The organism is Kitasatospora sp. NPDC056446, assembly GCF_042796115.1.
Classification (GTDB): Bacteria; Actinomycetota; Actinomycetes; order Streptomycetales; family Streptomycetaceae; genus Kitasatospora.
Window position 1 is genome coordinate 169,748 of the sequence record NZ_JBHTRF010000008.1, and the last position, 18,735, is coordinate 188,482.

14 protein-coding genes are annotated in these 18,735 nt (G+C 74.6%); 5 read left to right on the top strand and 9 right to left on the bottom strand.

The annotated features are described in order from the left end of the window. The first annotated feature begins 247 nt into the window (after positions 1-247). On the top strand, positions 248-745 hold the full coding sequence (locus ACFQ6N_RS08235; protein ID WP_380647743.1) for a nuclear transport factor 2 family protein: 498 nt from the start codon (positions 248-250) through the stop codon (positions 743-745). Positions 746-747: 2 nt separating this feature from the next. Here ACFQ6N_RS08235 and ACFQ6N_RS08240 read toward each other — a convergent pair whose 3' ends face one another. Beyond that, positions 748-1,113 (bottom strand): darcynin family protein, encoded by a 366-nt coding sequence (locus tag ACFQ6N_RS08240; protein WP_380647744.1) that lies wholly within the window; start codon positions 1,111-1,113, stop codon positions 748-750. Further along, positions 1,103-2,020 carry an NAD(P)H-binding protein gene (locus tag ACFQ6N_RS08245; RefSeq protein WP_380647745.1) on the bottom strand — a complete coding sequence of 306 codons (918 nt, stop codon included), beginning with the start codon at positions 2,018-2,020 and terminating at the stop codon, positions 1,103-1,105. The genes ACFQ6N_RS08240 and ACFQ6N_RS08245 overlap by 11 nt, the downstream gene beginning before the upstream one ends. 158 nt (positions 2,021-2,178) lie before the next feature. Between ACFQ6N_RS08245 and ACFQ6N_RS08250 the strand changes: the two genes are divergently transcribed. Next, positions 2,179-3,135, top strand: coding sequence for a LysR family transcriptional regulator (locus ACFQ6N_RS08250; RefSeq protein WP_380647746.1), 957 nt, complete (start codon positions 2,179-2,181; stop codon positions 3,133-3,135). Positions 3,136-3,327: 192 nt separating this feature from the next. Here ACFQ6N_RS08250 and ACFQ6N_RS08255 read toward each other — a convergent pair whose 3' ends face one another. The 5 genes from ACFQ6N_RS08255 to ACFQ6N_RS08275 all read right to left on the bottom strand — a co-directional run bounded on the left by ACFQ6N_RS08255 (position 3,328) and on the right by ACFQ6N_RS08275 (position 10,675). After that, a complete protein-coding gene (locus tag ACFQ6N_RS08255; RefSeq protein WP_380647747.1) occupies positions 3,328-4,098 on the bottom strand; it encodes an HAD hydrolase family protein in 771 nt (256 codons plus the stop codon). Positions 4,099-4,219: 121 nt separating this feature from the next. Further along, positions 4,220-4,435: a hypothetical protein gene (locus tag ACFQ6N_RS08260; RefSeq protein ID WP_380647748.1), complete on the bottom strand. Its 216-nt coding sequence runs from the start codon at positions 4,433-4,435 to the stop codon at positions 4,220-4,222. Positions 4,436-4,556: 121 nt separating this feature from the next. After that, on the bottom strand, positions 4,557-6,116 hold the full coding sequence (locus ACFQ6N_RS08265; RefSeq protein WP_380647750.1) for a hypothetical protein: 1,560 nt from the start codon (positions 6,114-6,116) through the stop codon (positions 4,557-4,559). A gap of 141 nt (positions 6,117-6,257) precedes the next feature. Then, entirely contained in the window at positions 6,258-7,064 is an 807-nt protein-coding gene (locus tag ACFQ6N_RS08270) for a leucyl/phenylalanyl-tRNA--protein transferase (protein ID WP_380647752.1), read from the bottom strand. A 32-nt stretch (positions 7,065-7,096) separates the two neighbouring features. Continuing rightward, the gene (locus ACFQ6N_RS08275; protein WP_380647753.1) at positions 7,097-10,675 is read right to left on the bottom strand and encodes a thioester reductase domain-containing protein; all 3,579 of its coding nucleotides are present in this window, start codon (positions 10,673-10,675) and stop codon (positions 7,097-7,099) included. Positions 10,676-10,863: 188 nt separating this feature from the next. Here ACFQ6N_RS08275 and ACFQ6N_RS08280 point away from each other — a divergent pair, with 188 nt between their 5' ends. After that, on the top strand, positions 10,864-14,178 hold the full coding sequence (locus tag ACFQ6N_RS08280; RefSeq protein ID WP_380647754.1) for a putative bifunctional diguanylate cyclase/phosphodiesterase: 3,315 nt from the start codon (positions 10,864-10,866) through the stop codon (positions 14,176-14,178). Between the two features lie 132 nt (positions 14,179-14,310). Here ACFQ6N_RS08280 and ACFQ6N_RS08285 read toward each other — a convergent pair whose 3' ends face one another. Continuing rightward, positions 14,311-14,547, bottom strand: a complete 237-nt coding sequence (locus tag ACFQ6N_RS08285) for a multiprotein-bridging factor 1 family protein (RefSeq protein WP_380647755.1) — start codon at positions 14,545-14,547, stop codon at positions 14,311-14,313. Positions 14,548-14,659: 112 nt separating this feature from the next. After that, positions 14,660-14,971, bottom strand: coding sequence for an ArsR/SmtB family transcription factor (locus ACFQ6N_RS08290; protein ID WP_380647756.1), 312 nt, complete (start codon positions 14,969-14,971; stop codon positions 14,660-14,662). Between the two features lie 125 nt (positions 14,972-15,096). On the opposite strand from ACFQ6N_RS08290, the gene ACFQ6N_RS08295 reads away from it, so the two are divergent. Further along, the gene (locus ACFQ6N_RS08295) at positions 15,097-16,665 is read left to right on the top strand and encodes an MFS transporter (protein WP_380647757.1); all 1,569 of its coding nucleotides are present in this window, start codon (positions 15,097-15,099) and stop codon (positions 16,663-16,665) included. 503 nt (positions 16,666-17,168) lie between these two features. Next, positions 17,169-18,659: an FAD-dependent monooxygenase gene (locus ACFQ6N_RS08300; RefSeq protein ID WP_380647758.1), complete on the top strand. Its 1,491-nt coding sequence runs from the start codon at positions 17,169-17,171 to the stop codon at positions 18,657-18,659. Positions 18,660-18,735: the final 76 nt, after the last annotated feature.

Genomic DNA, 18,735 nt, shown 5'->3' on the forward strand with positions numbered 1-18,735 from the left:
TTTTTTATCTCACACGGTTGTGGGGTCTGGGGGGCCGCCCCGCGGCCCCGCCACCCCCCCCGCCCCCCCGCGCCCGGGGGGGGTGGGGTTGGGCGCCGGGCCCCACTCCCCACTCCTCCCGTCGCGGCGCCCGGCGGCGGGAGGCCTGTCCGACCGTCATATGACCGATGCCGAAGCCTCGGACCGTCGGACACAGTGCCCCGGGGGCACCGCCCACCGACGACGACCAGAACCCGAGGGATCCGCCATGACCGCATCCGCCCACCACGCGATCGGGAACCTGATCGCCCGCTACGCCGAACTCCTGGACGACGGCGACTTCGCCGGACTCGGCCTCCTCCTCGCCGATGCCACCTTCATCGGCAGCGGCGAGCCGGTGCACGGGAGCGCCGCCATCGAGCGGCTGTTCCGCGACACCCTGATCGTGTACGCCGACGGCACCCCGCGCACCCAGCACGTGGTCACCAACACCGTCGTGGAGTTCGACGACGACATCGATGTCGACGGCGGCGACGGCGACGGCGACGACCGGCCCGGCACCGCGGCGGCCCGCTCGTACGTCACCGTCCTCCAGGCCCTGCCCGGCCTGCCGCTCCGGCCCATCGCCGCCGGCCGCTACCACGACCGGTTCCGACGCCTCGACGGCCGGTGGCGCTTCACCGAGCGACGGGTCCGCATCACCCTGCTCGGCGACGTGAGCCACCACCTCCGCGCCGGAAACGGGGATCCGCGGGGCGGGCGGTAGCGTCAGGTGGCGATGGTGGCCACCGGCTCCACCCCGTAGCTGCGCGCGTAGCCGTTCTCGACACCCACCAGCAGGTCCACCACCTCGAAGTAGCGGTCCCAGAAGGGGGTTTCGCGCAGCGCGTCGATCAGCAGCCGGTACGCGTCGTGGTCGTCCGCCTCCCAGACCCAGACGTCGGTGACCCGCGCCGAGTAGAACTCCGTGTCGTAGAAGCGGGACCGGACGCCGCGCGTGCGGGCCTCGACCACCGGGACGACCTGGGTGGCGAAGGCCCGGACGCGTTCGGCCACGGTCATCGCCAGCCACTCGGGCGTGGTCTTGACCAGCATGAACGCGGTGACCGGGGCCTCGGTGCGGTCAGTGGGCATCGACTGCCTCCGGTGCGGTGAGAACGGCGGGCTTGAGGGTCTGCGCGCACCACTGCGCGAATCCGGTGGCGGGCACCGCCCGCGGCGAGCGGTCGACGCCCCCGTCCAGGCCCCGGTCCTTCGCGCGCTTCATGTCGACGACGCCCTCGACGAACGCCCCGTCGAGGCCGTAGCCGAGCAGCTCGGACCGCAGCTCGTCGAGCGATCGGCGCCGGTAGCGCACCGGACGGCCCAGTTCCTCGGCCATGATGCGGGCCCGGTCGTCGGGCGACAGGTCCTGCGGGCCGAGCACCGGCACGCTGCCGACGCCGCTCCAGGAGCGGTCCAGCAGCAGCCCGGCCGCCGTCGCGGCGACATCGGCGACGGCCACCAGGGGGACCGGGCGGCCGGCGTCGGCGGTGTCGGTGAAGACGCCGTGCTCGCGGATCGAGCCGGCCTCCTCCAGCAGGTTCTCGTAGAAGGACGGACAGGCCAGGGCGCGGTAGGCGGCGCCGGAGCCGGCGATCAGGTCGTCCATGGCCAGGGAGGCGGTGACCAGCCCGGCCCGGTGGGCCTGCGGGGTGCCCCGGCCGAGCGCCGAGACGCCGACGACGTGGCCGACGCCGTGCGCGGCGAACGCCCGCGCGGCCGGGCGGGTGAAGCCGCTGTACACCTCGTCGGGAGCGGCCGAGGCGTCCGGCGGGACCAGCCAGAACACGGCGTCGGCCCCGGCGAAGGCACGCTCGACGGTCGCGGCGTCGCCGTGCGAGCCGGCGACCACCTCGACCCGTTCGCGCACGGCCTCGGGGAGCCGGGCCGGATCCCGGACCACGACGCGCAGTTCCTCTCCGCGCGCGGGCGCGGCCCTGAGCAGCAGTGGCAGCAGCCTGCGGCCGATGTTCCCGGTGGGGGCGGTGATGACGATCATGAAAACCTCTCGGTCTCGGTCTCTCGGTCTCGATCGCGGTCTCGGTCTTTTGGTCGCGGTCTCGATCTCGGTCGGATCGGTCCGACCCCCTCATCGTGCGGAGCCCAATCGCATTGCCACAATGGGAACTTCAGCAACCGATCATTGCCCGGAACGGAATGATGCCCGTGAGCAGCCAAATCCCGAACCTGGACGCCAACCTCGCCGTCGCCCTCGACGCCCTGCTGACCGAACAGAGCGTCACCCGTGCCGCCGCGCGGCTGCACACCTCCCCCGCGGCGATGAGCCGCACCCTGGCCCGGCTGCGCCGGGTGCTCCAGGACCCGCTGCTGGTACGGGCCGGACAGGCGATGGTGCCCACACCCCGCGCCGAGGAACTGCGGGACGAGGCCGCAGCGGTGGTGAGCCGGCTGGAGGCGCTGCTCACCCCGAGCGGCGCCGCCGACCCCGCCGCCCTGCGGCGCACCTTCACCGTCCAGGCCTCGGACCTGGTCGGCGCGGCGCTGGCACCGGGCCTGCTCGACCTGGCCCGGCGCCAGGCACCGGGCGTCTCGCTACGGGTACTGGCCGAGGAGTGGGAGGCGGGCCCCGCGCTGCGCGAGGGCCGGATCGACCTGGAGATCGGGGCCATCGACCACGTCGACCCGGAGACCAGGGTCGAGGAACTGGTGACGCTGCGGATGGCGGCCGGGGTCAGGGCCGGGCACCCGCTCGCCGAGGGAACCCTGACGGCCGCCGCGCTCGCCGCGGCCGAGCACGTGGCGGTCAGCCGACGGGGGCGCTTCACCGGTCCGCTGGACACGGCCCTGGCCGGGCAAGGGCTCAGCCGGCACGTCAGCGCCGTCCTGCCCGGGCACCTGGCGGCGATGGCGCTGGCCGCGGTCGGCGACGTGGTCTGCCTGGTGCCGACCGCGCTGCCGGGCGAGCCCCCGTCACCACTCGGCGACGCGGCGCGCGCACTGGGACTGCGCCTGCTGGACATCCCGCTGCCGCTGCCACCGCTGACGATCGGCATGGCCTGGCACCCGCGCCACACCGCCGACGGCGCCCACCAGTGGCTGCGCGACGCCGTACGCCGGATCCTGCGCCCGGCCCGGGCGCAGGCGCGCACCTGAGCCGCTCCCGGTATGAGTCGGGCTCATCAGGACCGGGCGGTATGAGCCGGGCTCATGAGTCCGACTCATCTGCATCGGGCGGCAACGACATGAGTCGGGCTCATGGCGCCGGCCAGCATGAGTCGGGCTCATCGGAACCGGGCGGCGATGACATGAGCCCCGCTCATCGCCCCGGGGCGACATGAGCCCAGCTCATCCGAGACTGCCCGCACCCGCCAGCCGGGAGATCTCGGCGGCGACGGCCTCCGGGTCCGGTGCGACGGTGACGCGGGCGACGCCGTCCAGGCCGGCATGGGAGCCCACCCGCACCGAGTGGCGCGCGTTGCGCAGCAGGTCGAGGTCGTTGATGTCGTTGCCGAAGGCGTTGTACTCGTCGATCCCGAGCGAGGCCAGGGCCTCCCACTTCGTCGTGGTTCCGGGGGCGAAGTCGATGATCGCCTCGTCGAGGTGGTGGTTGACGGTCATCCCGAGCGCGCGGCCGGCCTCGGCGAGGGCCGGCATGTCGGTCGCCTCGACGACCAGGAACTTCACGACGGCGGGGAGGTCCGCGAGGTCCACCCGGGCTGCGAGGTTCCCCTGGTCGACGCGGCCGAGGATGGGGTGGTCGGCCGGGCCGGTGTAGGCGTAGTCCCAGGGGCCGTCGGCCAGGTAGCCCGCCCGGTGCCGCCGGACCTCCGCCAGCAGCCCGTCGAGTTCGCGCGTGCCGAACGCGGCCCGAGCCCGGACCCGGCCGTCGACGGAGACCAGGCTGCCGTTCCCGCCGATCAGGGTCGCGGCGGGGAAGGCCCCGTCGAGGACGGGCAGGAGGTCCCGGACCGGCCGCGCGGAGGCGAACACCAGGTGGTGACCGGCGCGTTCGCAGGCCTCGACGGCGGCGAGGATCCGGCCGTCGACGGACCGGCCGTCGAAGCAGAGCGTGCCGTCGATGTCGAAGACCGTGGTACGGGCGCTGGAGGTGATCATCAGACGATGATATCCAGCCTGCGCCGTACACGACGGGCCCCATGAGCCGGGCTCATACGCCCCGATGCGCCATGAGCCGCCCGCAGGGACGCGACGTCCCCCGCCCCGGACATACGGGGGCTCAGTCCCGCTCGGGGGCTCGGTCCCGGGGTGCCTCGGCGTTCGCCGGGCCGGCGGCGGCGGGCCGTTTCAGCAGGACCACCAGCGCCGGGACGGTGACCGCCAGCGCCGGGATGCCCGCCCACCAGCCGACCGCGTAGGCCGAGTTCAGCGCCACTACGGCGGCGTCCCAGGCCAGGACGCCCACGATCCCGTACACGCGCGTGCTGTTCCGCACCCCTGCCACACTCCCCGTTCCGGCCGGAACCCCGAGCCTACCGACGGCCCGACGAAAAGGCCCCGCCGTCGCGTGAAACGACGGCGGGGCCCGGGTGGTGAGCGGTGCGGTGGGGCTGGGGTCAGGTGCTGCTCGGGCGCGGCACCGGGAGCGTCGCCGAGCCGCCGGTCAGCGGCCACTCCTTGTGGAACGGCGGCAGCGGCAGCTTGCCCTCGATGACCGGGGTGCCGAAGACCTTCAGGTGGGCGAGCAGCGAGCCGTTCAGGTCGATGCCGCCGACCAGCGACCAACTGCCCTGTGCCTGCGGCGGGTTGCCGGAGGAGTCGACGGCCAGTGAGCCCTCGGCCTGGGCCTTCAGGTACGGGGCGACGGTGGTCTCCACACCGACGGTGTCGTACAGGCCGAGGCTGATCTCGGCGCCGAGCGCGGCCCGCACGCCCGCCTTGCCGTTGAGGCGCACGCGGACCGGGGTGATCTTGGTCTCGGCGTTGGTGACCGGGGTCCAGCCCTTGCCGCCGGTGTAGTCGGCGCGCACGGCCCAGGTGCCGGTGGCGTCCTGTTCCGCCTCCAGGTGGACCTGGCCGTCGGCGCTGATCTCCAGGTAGCACGTCAGGCCGAGGTTGACGACCACCGGCAGGCCGGCGACGGTCAGCACCGGACTGGCCTGCAGCTTGGCGAAGGGCACCCGGACGGGCGCGGCGCCGGTGCTGCGGGTGGCGTCGCCGGTGACCTTCCACTGGGCGTGGGCGCCCAGATCGAAGCCGATCGACGCGGTGCGCGGGCTGCCGGCGGCGGCACCGTGGTAGGCGAAGTGGACGGCGGGGTGGAGCTGGAGGGAGCCGGAGGCGTCCAGGCTGGTGCCCTCGGGCAGCGGCACGGGGGCCTTGAGGTCCACCTCCAGGGTGCCGGAGGCGTCGGCCTTCACGCCGTCGAGGCCCGCGCCGACCGTCGCCTTGAGGTCCTTGACCAGCGGGGTCACCGTGATGCCGTGCGGGTCGACGGGGACGCTGCCGTCGGCCTCGGTGCCGCCGAGGAGTTCGGCGAGGGTCGCCGGACGGGTCGCCAGGTCGAGGGTGTTGCCCGCGCCCGGGCGGACGGCGGTGACGGCGACCAGCGCGCCCTGCGGCGCGGCGGCGGTGGGCGGGCTGGCGATCAGCTGGCCGGGCTGGACGGCGGCAGCAGCAACGGCGGCGGGAGACGGGGAGGCCCCAGCCGTGGGGGCCGCACTCGCGGGACCGGTGGGTGTGGGGGCACCGGGGGCCGCGGGGGCCGTCGGGGCCGGACCGCCGACCGCCGTCAGCACCGCCGTGCCGCCCGCCGGGTCGTACCCGGTCAGCTGGAGGCCCTTGGTCGCCGCCGTGACCGCGCCGCCGTCCTTGCCGGGGCTGCCGATCGCGGCCTGCCGGTCGCCGGCGGGTGCGGCGGTGACGGGCACCTGCCCGGCCGGCGGGCGGGTGGTGGCGGGTGCGGCCGCCTTGGCGCGGGGGGTGCCGGCGGCGGGCGCGGCGGCGGCCGGGCTGCTCCCGGCGGTGCTCGCGGTCGCGTCGGCGACGGTGGCGGCGGCCGGGGCCGCGCCGGTCTGGGGGGTGCCGGGGCTGGTCGGCCCGCACGCGGCGGCCCCGGCGAGGATGAGGGTGAGGACGGCGGGGCCTGCGGCCCTGCCTATGGAGCTTTTGAACACGCGGCGTCATGTTACTGACGAGGAATAAGTTTGTCGAAGACAGGCCAAACGGACACCCGTCGCACTCCCCTCGCACCCGCGCCGCACCGCGCCCCGCCCCGCCCCACCCCGCCCCGCCCCCGGCAGCAGCTGGACCGCAGGTCAGCCCAGCCGGGCCGCCGGCAGCGCCGCACCCTCCGGCCGGCCCGCCGTGGCGCCCCCGGCGGTCAGTTCGGCGAGGTACCGGGAGCGCGCCATCGGCTCGGCACCCAGGCTGCGCACGTGCGGCCCGTCCCACTGCGCGTCGAGCAGCCGCCCGCCCGCCGCACCGAACCGCGCGCCGAGGTCGGCGACGGCGACCCGGGCCGCGTCCGGGCGCCGGTGGAACATCGAGTCCAGGCTCAGCACCGACCCGACGGCCACCCCGAACACCCCTCCGATCAGCTCCTCGCCCTCCCACACCTCCCCGCTGTGCGCCGCCCCGAGCCCGTGCAGCCGGGTCAGCACCTCCGCCAACTCGTCGGTGAGCCAGACCGGTTGGCGTCCTTCCGCACAGGCGGCCAGCACCTGGCCGAAGGCCCGGTCCGCGCTCGTCCACCACGCCGACCGATTGCGCAGCCGCCGGGCCAGCCCGCTGCCGAGCCGTACGCCGCCGGGGGCGATCACCGGCCGGGGGTCGGGCGACCACCAGGCCAGCGCGTACGGGTCCTCCCCGCCCGGCAGCAACGCCACTTCGCCCGCGTCGACGGCGTCGCCGTACACCGCCTCGCTGTACGCGCTCGCGTAGACGTCGGCGGCCGGCAGCGGGAACAGCCCGCGCCGGTACGCCTCCAGCAGCTCCCGCGCGCCGAGCGTGCCGCCGAAGGCCACCGGGCCGTCGCCGGGGGCGCGCCGGACGTCGAGGGCGTCCAGGGCGTCGAGGACAGCGGAGACGTCCGGCCCCCCGGGCACGCCGGGGACCTCGGGCACGCCGGGCACCTCGGCCGCACCGTGGCCGCCGCTCACCGCGCCGCCCCCAGGAACCCCTCCCGCTCCAGCCCGGCCAGGTAGTGGTCGATCAACTCCGCTTCGACCGGCGGAAGTTCGACCCCGCTGCCGGCCAGCGCCGCGTCCGCGTTCGCCCGGTCGAACAGCGGGAACGCCGGCCGGAAGTACATCTCGCTGATCGACAGCTCCGATCCGGGCGCGCGGTCCACGAACAGCGGGACGAACGGTGCGATCGGGTGGGTCGGGTTCCCGGCCGCGAACCGGACCAGGCCCCGCACCCAGTCCCCGTACGGCAGTCCGGCGATCCGGTGGCCGCGCGCCCGCAGCCGGTCCGCCAGATCGGCGAGGACGCCCGGCTGCGGGGAGGTGAGGTGGTAGACCTCGCCGTCGGCGGGCGCATGGGCGGCGATGTGGGCGACGGCCCGGGCGAAGCGGTCGGCCGGGACGAAGTCGAGCAGCAGCCGCACGTCCGGGAACGTCCCGCTGTCCGCGAAGTACTTGATCAGCGCGCACAGTTCGGTGCCGGTGTTCATCACCCCGCTCGCCAGGTCCCCGGTGACGTCGTTGGTGCGCAGCACCGTGACCGGCAGCCCGGCCGCCGCCGCGTTGTGCAGCAGTTGCTCGGCCACCCACTTGCTCTCGACGTAGCCGACGCCGATCCGCTCCGGGTGGGCGAGCGGGGTCCGCTCGGTGACCTTGTCGACCCCCGCCGCCCCGAAGCCGGCCAGCACGGCGAGGGTGGAGAGGTAGTGCACGGGCACGCCCCGGTCGTGCCCGGCGAGCCGGACGACCTCCCGGGTGCCGTCGACGTTGGCGGCGCGCAGCTGGTGGTACGGGTAGAGGAAGTTGACCTGCCCGCCCAGGTGGTAGACGGCGTCCAGACTGCCTGCCAGCACGTCGAACTGACGCCTCGTCAGGCCGAGCCGCGGGGCTGCGAGGTCGCCCACCAGCGGAACCACCCGGCGGTCGGCGAGGTCGTGCCGCAGGAAGCGCTGCTGCGTGGCGCGCAGCCGTTCCAGCGCGTGCTCCTCGTCGGGCGCCCGGACCAGGCAGTGGATCCGGGCCCGGGTGGTGGCGAGCAGTGTGTGCAGCAGGTGCGCACCGCAGAAGCCGGTGGCGCCGGTGAGCAGGATCTCGGCGGGTTCCGCGCGGGAGGGCGCGGGGCTCCAGGACTGGCCGACGGGGTCGGTGAACCGGGCCTCCGCGAACCAGTCGACGGGGGCTTCCCCGTCGCCCGGGGCGGCAGCCGGGCCCACGCCGGTGGCAGTAGCGGTGGCAGTAGCGGTCGCGGCGGCGGTGCCGGTGCCGGTACCGGCCGCGTCGGCCGCGCGGGCCTGCCGCAACGCCGCCGCGAAGGCCCTCAGCACGGGCTCGCGCAGCAGTGCCCGGGTGAGCGCCCGCACCCGGCCGACGTCGATGCCGAACACGATCCGGGCCCGGGCCAGCATCTCCATGGCCAGCAGCGAGGTGCCGCCGAGCGCGAAGAAGTCGTCGTCCGGTCCGACGGCCTCGACGCCGAGCACTTCCGCCCAGAGCTGTCCGACCGCCTCCTCCACCGGGTCCCGCACCGCGTCTGCCCGGCCTTCGCCGGCCGCACCGTCCCGGCGGTCCCCGGCGGGGTCGGGCGCCCGGGGTGCGGTCCGTACCGGGGCGTGCGGCAGCCGGCGCCGGTCGATCTTCCCGGCCGCCGTGAGCGGCATCGCCTCCAGCGGGACGAACCCGGCCGGCACCAGGTACTCCGGCAGCCGGTCGGCCAGGAACGCCCGGATGTCCGCGGCGGCGCCGACCGCCCCGGGCGCGAGCGTGTAGTACGCGGTGAGCGCCCGGCTGCCGTCCGCCGCCGCCCCGTCGGCCGCGACCCGCGCCTGCCGGACGTCCGGGTGCGCGGCCAGCACCGCCTCGATCTCCGCTGGGTCCACCCGGTGCCCGCGCACCTTCACCTGGTCGTCGAAGCGGCCGAGGATCTCCAGTTGCCCGTCCGCCCGCCAGCGCCCGGCGTCGCCGGTGCGGTACATCCGCTCGCCGGGCAGCGGCGCGTACGGGTCGGGCAGGAAGGACTCGGCGGTGAGCCCGGGGCTGCGCCAGTAGCCCCGGGCGAGACCGGGCCCGCCGAGGTGGATCTGCCCCTTCTCGCCGGGCCGGACCGGACGCAGCCGCGCGTCCAGCACGTGCACCCGCACTCCGGGCAGCGGGCGGCCGATCGGCACCGGGGCAGCCGGGCCGCCGTCCCCGAGGAGGCCTTCGGTGACCTCGCACAGCAGGGAGGTCACGGCCGCCTCGGTGACCCCGTACGCGTTGAGCAGCCGCACGCCCGGCAGCCGGTCCAGGCAGCGGCGGCAGTCGTCGGCGTGCACGGCGTCCCCGCCGACCACCACCAGCCGCAGCCGCCCGCCCGGGCCGCGCCCGTCGGACGGGGCCGAACCGGCCGGGAGCGGGCCGCGCCCGTCGGACAGGGCCGGACCGGACGGGAGCGGGCCGGACGGGAGCAGGCCGGACGGGAGCAGGTCGAGCACGTGGTGCAGGTAGGCGGGCGTGAAGTCGGCGACGGCCAGGCCCAGTCCGGGCAGCCGGCCGACCAGTTCGGTGGGCGCCCAGGTGCCGCCCCCGGCCCCGCCGCCGCCCAGGACGACCGTCGCGCCCGCGAGCAGCGCGCCGAAGACCTGCTCCAGCGCGGTGTCGGAGCCCAGTGCGGCCAGTTGCAGGACCCGCTCACCGGGTGCGAGCCGGTAGGCGCGGACGATCCGGTCGAGGGTGAACACCAGGGCACGGTGGGTGACCGGGACGCCCTTGGGCCGGCCGGTCGTGCCGGAGGTGTAGATCAGGTACGCCAGGTCGTCGGGGACGGCACCGTCCTCGGGCGGGGCGCCCGGCCCGGGCCGGGTGTCGTCGACCCCCAGCACCGTCACCCCCGGGAACTCGTGACCGTCGGTGACGACCACCCGCGCCCCGCAGTCCTCGACCAGCCGCGCCAGCCGCCGTTGCGGATGCGCCGGGTCCAGCGGCAGGAAGGCCCCGCCCGCCTTGAGCACCCCCAGCCAGGCGGTCACCAGCCCCGCTCCGCGTTCCAGGCAGACCGGCACCACCTGTTCCGGGCCGATGCCGCCCGCCCGCAGTGCGGCGGCCAACCGGTCGCTGCGCAGGTCGAGTTCGCGGTAACTCAGGGTGGCGTCCTCGGCGACGACGGCGGGAGCGTGCGGGTCGTGCGCCGCCCGCGCGCGGAACAGTCCGTGCACCGTGTCGGCGAACCCGGCCGGGGCCCGTCCGGCGGCTCCGACGGCTCCGGCGGCCCCGGCCCCCGGATCTGCGGAGCCCGCCCCCGCGAACCCCAGGGCCACCGGCCGCCACTCCCGCTCCACCCAGGCCCGGCAGTCGGCCGCCGCGGCCGGCCCGTGGACCTGCCGCCACCCTCCCGGCAGCGTCGACTCCCCCGGCCAGAGCGCGTACTGACCGTCGTCGTTGCGGACCACGGCGTGACGCCCGGAATTCACATCCGCGCGTACGCCCCGTGCGCTGTCTGCTGCGTCGTCCACCGGCTTGACCTCGTGCTGTGGCGGCAGAATGCTTGGGAGTGCGACATTTCCGACTATACGCACTCATGGCCCATCGAGAACGTCCGGTCGCACCCCGACCGGACGCCGCACACGTGCGCGGACACGCGCCCCGTCCCCTGCCCACCGCCCCGTCCGGAGACGCCCGGTGACACCCCGGGCACCCGGGCCCCGCCCTCGCCCGAAGTCCCCCGCCCGACCGGCGGGGTGATGTCGCGGAGGAGGTAGCCTCGTTGACACGCCGGCGACAACGCCTGATGGCCGGTTACCTGCTCTGGATGGTGCTGTTCACCGGCATCTACTACGCCAACCCGGGCCAGCGGATCATCTGGTGGACGGGCATCGGCCTCGGTGGCGTCGCCGCCATCGTGCTCGGCGTCCGCCTCAACCGCCCCGCGCACGCACGGTTCTGGTACGTGCTGGCGCTCGCCAACCTGAGCTTCACCACGGGCGAGGTGGTGCAGGCCGTCCAACTGGACATCCTGCACCTGGCCAACCCCTTCCCCTCCGTCGCGGACGGCTTCTACCTCGCCGAGTACGTGCTGTACGCGGTCGGCGTGCTCGGCTTCATCCGCTGGCGCACGGCCCGTCAGGACCGTGCCGGCCTGCTCGACGCACTGATCCCCACCATCGGGCTGGCCCTGCTCGCCTGGATCTACCTGATCGTCCCGTACACCCGCAGCCCCGACCTCACCTGGTTCCAGCGGGCCGTCTCGATCGCCTACCCGCTCGGTGACATCGTCGTCCTCGCCCTGCTGCTGCGCCTGCTGACCCCGCGCGGCGGCAACTCCCGCGCCCTGCAACTGCTCGCCGTCGGCACCCTCGGCCTCCTCGTCTCCGACGTGCTGTACGGGCTGATCCAGCTGCACGGCACCTGGCGCATCGGCACCCCCGTCGAACTCGGCTGGGCCGCCTTCTACGCCGCCTGGGGCGCCGCCGCGCTGCACCCATCGATGGTCGAACTCACCAGGCCCGTCCCCAGCCAGCAACCGGACCTGAGCACCGCCCGGCTCGTCCTGCTCACCCTCGCCTCGCTGATCGCCCCCGCGATCCTGATCATCGAGTCGCTGGCCGGGAACACCGACAACGCCGGCGTGATCGGCGCCTTCTCCGCACTCCTCTACCTCCTCGTCCTGGCCCGCCTGGCGGTGGTCGCGTCCGCCCGCAGGGAGGCCATCGCGCGCGAACGGGCGCTGCGCGAGGCGGGCGCCCGGCTGACCGCGGCCGTCACCGTGGAGGAGGTCGCCGACGCCGTCCAGTCCGCCGCCTCCACGCTGATGCCCGCCGAACCCGGGCACGTCGCCCTGCTCGCCGTCGCCGAAGCGGGCGTCCTGCACGTGCGGCACGCCGAACACGGCGCCACCAAGCACCTGCTGGGCTCCGACCCCGGCTCCGACCAGGTCCTGGCCCTCACCGCGTACCGCGAGACCCGCCTGCTGCCGGTGGGATCCGTCGAACTGCCCGCCCGCGAACTGACCGGGCGGCTCGACGGCATGCCGTACGCCCTGCTCAGCCCGCTCACCCTCGCCGAACGCCCCTCCGGCGACCCGCTGATCGGCGCGCTCATCGTCACCGGCACCGAACAGGAGCTGGCCGCCCTCTGGAGCTCGCTGGAGATCCTCGCCGCACAGGCGGCCCTGGCCGTCGAACGGGTCGTGCTGAGCCAGGAGGTCACCCGCCGCAACAGCGAGCTGTACTTCCGCGCGCTGGTGCAGAACACCAGCGACGTCATCCTGATCCTCGACGCCGACGACGGCGTGCGCTACGCCTCCCCGTCCGCCGAGGCCGTGCTCGGGCACGCCGCGCTGGAGGGCACGCTGGTGACCGACCTCGTCCCGCCCGAGGACAGCCGGGAGGTCGGCAGGGCGCTCGCCCGGATGCGCGGCGCGACCGCCCCGCCCCGGGGCGGGCAGCGGGGCGGGGCCCAGCGGAACGGGGCGCAGCAGGGCAGGGCGCAGCGGGACCACGGGCCGGGTGGCGGACCGGACGACAGGCCGGACGACGGGCCGCGCGAGCCGTCCCGGTCCCGTGCGCGACCGCGCGAACAGCCCCGCGAGCAGCACCGCGAGCAGCCCCGGGAGCACTGGCGGCTGCTGCGCCAGGACCGCACCCCGATCGAGGCGGAGGTCCGCTTCGACGACCTGCGCGCGGACCCGACCGTCGGCGCCCTGGTGCTCACCCTGCGCGACGTCACCGCGCAGCGCCAGATGGAGCGCGAGCTGACCCATCGGGCCTTCCACGACTCGCTGACCGGCCTGGCCAACCGGGTGCTGTTCCAGGACCGGGTCGGGCACGCGCTGTCACGCGGCGAGCGCAGCGGATCCGTCACCGGGGTGCTCTTCATCGACCTGGACGACTTCAAGGTGGTCAACGACACGCAGGGGCACGCGGTCGGCGACGAACTGCTGATCGCCGTCTCGCTGCGGATCTCCACCGCGCTGCGCGCCTCGGACACCGCCGCCCGGCTCGGCGGCGACGAGTTCGCGGTGCTGGTCGAGGACGCCACCCGGCCCGCGGACGTGGACACCATCGCGGCCGGTGTGCTGGCGGTGTTCGCCGAACCGTTCAAGCTCAAGGCGGGCGCGGTCCGGGTGACCGCCAGCATCGGCGTGGCGACCACCGAGGACAGTGTGGACGCGACCGAACTGCTCACCCACGCCGACCTCGCGCTGTACTCGGCCAAGGCGGCCGGGCGCCGCCAGTGGTGCCACTACCGGCCGGCCCTCCAGGCCGGGCTGGTGGAACGGCACGAGCTGAACGAGCACCTCGATTCGGCGATCGCGGAGTCGGCGTTCCAGCTGTACTACCAACCGATCGTCGACCTGCGCAACGGTGACCTGGTCGCCTTCGAGGCGCTGGTCCGCTGGCCGCACGACCGGCGCGGCATGGTCCTGCCCGACGAGTTCATCGCGCTCGCCGAGGAGAGCGGCCAGATCGTCCCGCTCGGCGCCTGGGTCCTGGAACGCGCGGCCCAGGAAGCGGCCGCCTGGCACGCCGCCAGCTCCACCGTCCGGGCCGCCGCCGGGCGCCCGCCGCTGCGGGTCAACGTCAACGTCTCCGCCCGCCAGTTCCGCGACGCCGGCTTCGTCGACGTCGTCCGCCACGCCATCGCCACGTCCGGCATCGACCCGCGCACCCTCGTCCTGGAACTCACCGAGTCCGTGCTGATGCGCCGCGACGACCGCATCCACGCCGACATGGCCACCCTCTCCGGCCTCGGCGTCGGCATCGCCATCGACGACTTCGGCACCGGCTACTCCTCGCTCTCCTACCTCCGGGAGTTCCCGATCTCCCTGCTCAAGATCGACAAGTCCTTCATCGACGGCCTCGGCCACTCCTCCCAGCAGTACGCCCTGGTCGAAGGCATCACCCGCATCGCCGACACCCTCGGCGTCCAGGTCATCGCCGAGGGCATCGAGCACACCGAGCAGCGCGACCTCCTCGCCGCCATGGGCTGCCCGCTCGGCCAGGGCTACCTCTTCGCCCACCCCATGGACTCCCCGCACGCCCGCACCCTGGTCCGCAACACCACCTACGAACCGGCGTGAGTCGGGCCGGCGGTGCGGGAGGCACGGGGTCGGGATCGGGACGCGCGGGGCCGGGTCGGGGAGCCGCGGGGTCGGCAGGCACGGGGTCGGGAGGGGTCGGGAGGCGCCGGGAGGGGGCGGGGCGGGGGCCGGCTACCAGTCCGCGTGGAGCGCCTTCGAGAGCACCGTCAGCAGCGAGAGGGTCGGCATCGCGTGGCCCGCCTCGATGGTGCGCAGGTGGGCCTCGGGGAGGCCGGAGCGGGCGGCGAGGTCGGAGACCGTGAGGCCGAGGGCGGTGCGGCGGGCGCGGACGGCGCGGGCCAGGGCGTCGGCGGGGTCGCCGTCGGGGTGGGCCGGGAAGTCCTCGATCAGGGGGCGCGCGTGGTCCACCGGAGTCTCCTCATCGTCCTGTGAGGGCGCACAGTTTGACACGCCGTCACGGGCGGGCGGGGCCAAGCGGCGGTCAAGCTTTCTTGACCGCCGCTTGGGACTCCGGGACGGCTCAGGGATTCGCGCGGATGAGGTCCAGCAGACCCGGGAAGCGCTTGTCGAGGTCCTCGTGGCGAAGGGTGGCGGCGCGGCTGTTGCCGCGGTCGACCTGACGGACCAGGCCCGCCTCGCGCAGGACGCGGAAGTGGTGCGTGATCGTGGACTTGGAGACCGGGAGATTGAAGGAGGCACAGGTGCGTGCCGCCCCCTCGGCTTCGCTCAGCAGGGCGGAGACCACCCCGTAGCGCAGCGGATCGGCGAGTGCGTTCAGGACCGTCCGCAGGTCCATCTCCTCGGTCGAGGGGTGGCCTTCCGGGTCGGGCATCGGATCCTCCATCCACAGGCATCCTCAGGTATGGGTTGCATCGTACCTCGCCGCATGGCACCGTAAGGTTCGAAAAATTCCTTACCTGGCCGTTCCCGGCCGGGCCGAGCCTGGAGTTGTGCCCCATGAGTACGCAGACCACGTCGTCTGCCACGCCTCCGGTGGTGACGGAGGGGCAGCAGCCCGGCCGTTCGCTGACCCTGGCCGCGGTTCTCCTCGCTGTGTTCGTCGTGCCCATGTCCATCTCCGGCACGGCGGTCGCCCTCCCCGACATCGGCACCAGCACCCACGCCGACCTGGCCCCGCTCCAGTGGGTGGTGAACGCCTTCAACGTCGCGTTCGCCTGCTTCACCCTGGTCTGGGGCTCGGTCGCCGACGTCATCGGCCGGGTCAAGGCCTTCGCCGCCGGTGTCGCCGTCTACGCCGTCGCCTCGCTCGCCAGCGCCGTCGCCACGAACGTGATCTGGCTGGACACCGCCCGCGCCCTCACCGGCATCGGCGGCGCCGCGATCTTCTCCTGCGGTGCGGCGATCCTCTCCACCGTCTTCGACGGACCCGCCCGCGCCAAGGCCTTCGCGCTGTTCGGCACCATCGCCGGCATCGGCGTCGCCATCGGCCCGTCCCTGGCCGGCGTGCTGGTCCAGGGCCTCGGCTGGCGCTGGGTGTTCGCCGTGCACGCCGTCGCCCTCGCGGTGGTCCTGCTCGCCGTGCCCGCGATCTCCCGCGCCATGCCCTCCGACGCCGGCAGTGGCGGGCGGATCGACGTCCCCGGCAGCGCGCTGTTCGTCGTCGCCATGGTGCTGCTCACCACCGCCATCGTCCAGGGCTCGCAGTGGGGTTGGGGCAGCTTCGGCGTGATCGGCCTGTTCGTCGGCGCGGTCGTCGTCCTGGCCGTGTTCGCGGCCGTCGAGAACCGCAGCCCCCACCCCATGCTCGACCTGAGCGTGCTGCGCAACCGCCGCTTCGTCGGCCTGTGCCTGGTCCCGGTGGCCGCCTCCTTCGGCTTCGTCACCATGCTCACCTACCTGCCGAGCTACCTGACCTCCGTCACCGGCCGTGACACCGGCGCGGCCGGCGTACTGATGCTGCTGCTCACCGCCCCGGTACTGGTCTTCCCGATGCTCGCGGCCAAGCTGGTCACCCGCGGCGTCTCCGCGCTCACCCTGATCTACCTCAGCCTGGGCTGCCTCATCGTCGGCGACATCGCCCTCATGCTGCTCTCCCCCTCCGTCACCGTCCTGGCGCTCGCGGCACCGATGCTGATCACCGGCGCGGGCATGGGCCTGTCGGCCGGCCTGGTCGACGGCCAGGCCCTGGAACTGGTCGACCCCGCCAAGGCGGGCATGGCGGCCGGCTTCCTGAACACCCTGCGACTGGGCAGCGAGGCCGTCGCCGTCGCCGTGTACGGCTCCGCGCTGGCCACCATGGTCGGCGGCCGCGTCACCGACGGCATCGGTGCGCACGACGGCGCCTCGCAGGCCGACAAGGTCGCCGAGCGGGCGGCCGGCGGCGACCTCGCCGGTGCGGCCGACCTGTCCGGGGCCACCGACCACAAGGGCTTCGTCGACTTCCTGGCCAACGCCTACGACTCCGCCTTCCACTCCGTCCTGTGGGGCCTCGCGGCCGTCGGTGCGGTGCTGTTCGTGGTGATCGCGGCCCTGCTGCGCGGCGGCGGGCAGAAGGCCCAGGCCTGATCCGCCCACTGCCCCTCCGGCAAGAGCCACGGCCGTGAGGCCGTTCCGAGACGCGGGAGGGCGGCTACCCCCGGGCCGCCCTCCCGCACTGCTCACCCCGCACCACCCTCCGGAGACCGGGCCCGGCGCCGACACCCCGAACGGCGCCGGGCCCACACCCATGCTCCGGAGGGGGACATGAGCGGGGCTCATGCGCGCCGGGCATGAGAGTCGCTCATGGCGCTCGCCCATGAGAGTCACTCATGTCCCCGGCCCATGAGCCGCGCTCATGCCACTTGCTCATGAGACCCGCTCATGGCGCACGTCCATGAGAGACGCTCATGTCCCCGCCTCCATGAGTCCCGCTCATACCGCCCTGCCATGAGCCGCACTCATCCCGTCCGCCCATGAGCCCGGCTCACGCCCGCACACCCATGAGCCCCGCTCATGCCACCGCCATGAGCGCCCGCCCATGAACCCCTCTCACGCACCCGCGCACCCCATCCGAAAGGACCCCCCGCACCATGGATCCCGCCACCACCGCCCGAGCCCAAGTCGTCGTCGTCGGGGGCGGCCCCGTGGGCATGCTCGTCGCGGCCGAGCTGGGCCACCACGGCATCTCCACCATCGTCCTGGAGGCCAATCCGGAGACCGTCGACCAGCCCAAGGCCGGCACCCTCCACGCCCGTACGGTGCAGTGCCTGGCCCGCCGCGGCCACCTGCGCGCGCAACCGGCCGCCGCCGACGGCCTGTCCCGTCAGAACGCCGACGCCTTCCACTTCGCGGGACTGCCCGGCCTGGTCATCACCGCACCCGGTACCGAGCCCGCCCCCATCTACGGCCGCTCCCAGGCCGACCTGGAACGGGACTTCGAGGGCCGGGCCCGCGCCCGCGGCGCCACGGTCCTGCGCGGCCACACCGTCACGGACCTCGTCCAGGGCCCGGACACCGTCGAGGTCACCGCCGAGGGCCCGGACGGCGTCCGGCAGTTCACCGCCGAGTACGTCGTCGGCGCGGACGGCGCCCGCAGCACCGTTCGCGACCTCCTCGGCTTCGCCTCGGAGACCCACCCCGCGACCGTCTCCGCTCTGCTCGGCCTGGTCCGCCTCACCGACCCCTACCGGGTGCCCTCCGGCTGGAACCGCACCCCGCGCGGCTGGACCATCGCGGGCGTCAACCCGTACGGGCACAGCCGCTTCTTCACCATCGACTTCCGCGGCCCGCACCGCGACCGCCACGCCCCGCTCACCCTGGGCGAGCTGCGCGACGAGGCCGAACGCGTCCTCGGCCACCCGGTGCCGATGACCGACCCGGTGTTCTTCTCCAAGTTCAACGACTTCTCCCGCGTGGTGTGCGACTACCGCAAGGGCCGGGTCTTCCTGGCCGGCGACGCCGCGCACGTGCACTTCCCGGTCGGCGGCCAGGGCCTCAACCTCGGTCTCCAGGACGCGCTCAACCTCACCTGGAAGCTCGCCCACACCCTGACCGGCACCGCGGGCAAGGACATGCTGGACACCTACACCGCCGAGCGCCGCCCGGTCGCCCGCCGGGTGGTCGACAACACCCGGGCCCAGCTCGCCCTGATGCGGCCCGATCCGGGTCTGGACCCGCTGCGCGACCTGGTCTCCGAACTGCTCGGCGTGGAGGGCGCGAACGCCCACCTCGGCAACATGATCAGCGCCCAGGACACCGTCTACCCGGCGCGCACCTCGGACGGCTCGCCCTGGGAGGGGCACTTCCTGCCCAACCTCCCCCTCACCACCGCGGACGGCCCGACCGACGTCATCCGTCTGCTGCTGGACGGCCGCCCGGTGCTGCTCCTGCTGGGCGCCGACGAGGAGGCCCACCGCAAGCAGGCCGAGGGCTGGTCGCACCTGCTGCGCATCGTCCGGGCCGACGGCCTGCGCACGCTCCCCTGGGACGCCGTCCTGGTCCGCCCGGACGGCTACGTCGCCTGGGCGTCGGACGGCGGCCCGCTGGCGGGGACGCTGCGCGAGTGGTTCGGCGAGCCGTAGCGTCCGGACGGGCATGCGCCAAACGGCGGGGAGGGAAAGCCGAACCGCGCCGGGGGCCAGGCCGCACCGGACCGTT

Coding starts and splice junctions, on each gene's coding strand:
- ACFQ6N_RS08295 (WP_380647757.1), top strand. CDS start 15,097: ATGAGTACGCAGACCACGTCGTCTGCCACGCCTCCGGTGGTGACGGAG.
- ACFQ6N_RS08290 (WP_380647756.1), bottom strand. CDS start 14,971: ATGCCCGACCCGGAAGGCCACCCCTCGACCGAGGAGATGGACCTGCGG.
- ACFQ6N_RS08255 (WP_380647747.1), bottom strand. CDS start 4,098: ATGATCACCTCCAGCGCCCGTACCACGGTCTTCGACATCGACGGCACG.
- ACFQ6N_RS08235 (WP_380647743.1), top strand. CDS start 248: ATGACCGCATCCGCCCACCACGCGATCGGGAACCTGATCGCCCGCTAC.
- ACFQ6N_RS08250 (WP_380647746.1), top strand. CDS start 2,179: ATGATGCCCGTGAGCAGCCAAATCCCGAACCTGGACGCCAACCTCGCC.
- ACFQ6N_RS08300 (WP_380647758.1), top strand. CDS start 17,169: ATGGATCCCGCCACCACCGCCCGAGCCCAAGTCGTCGTCGTCGGGGGC.
- ACFQ6N_RS08245 (WP_380647745.1), bottom strand. CDS start 2,020: ATGATCGTCATCACCGCCCCCACCGGGAACATCGGCCGCAGGCTGCTG.
- ACFQ6N_RS08240 (WP_380647744.1), bottom strand. CDS start 1,113: ATGCCCACTGACCGCACCGAGGCCCCGGTCACCGCGTTCATGCTGGTC.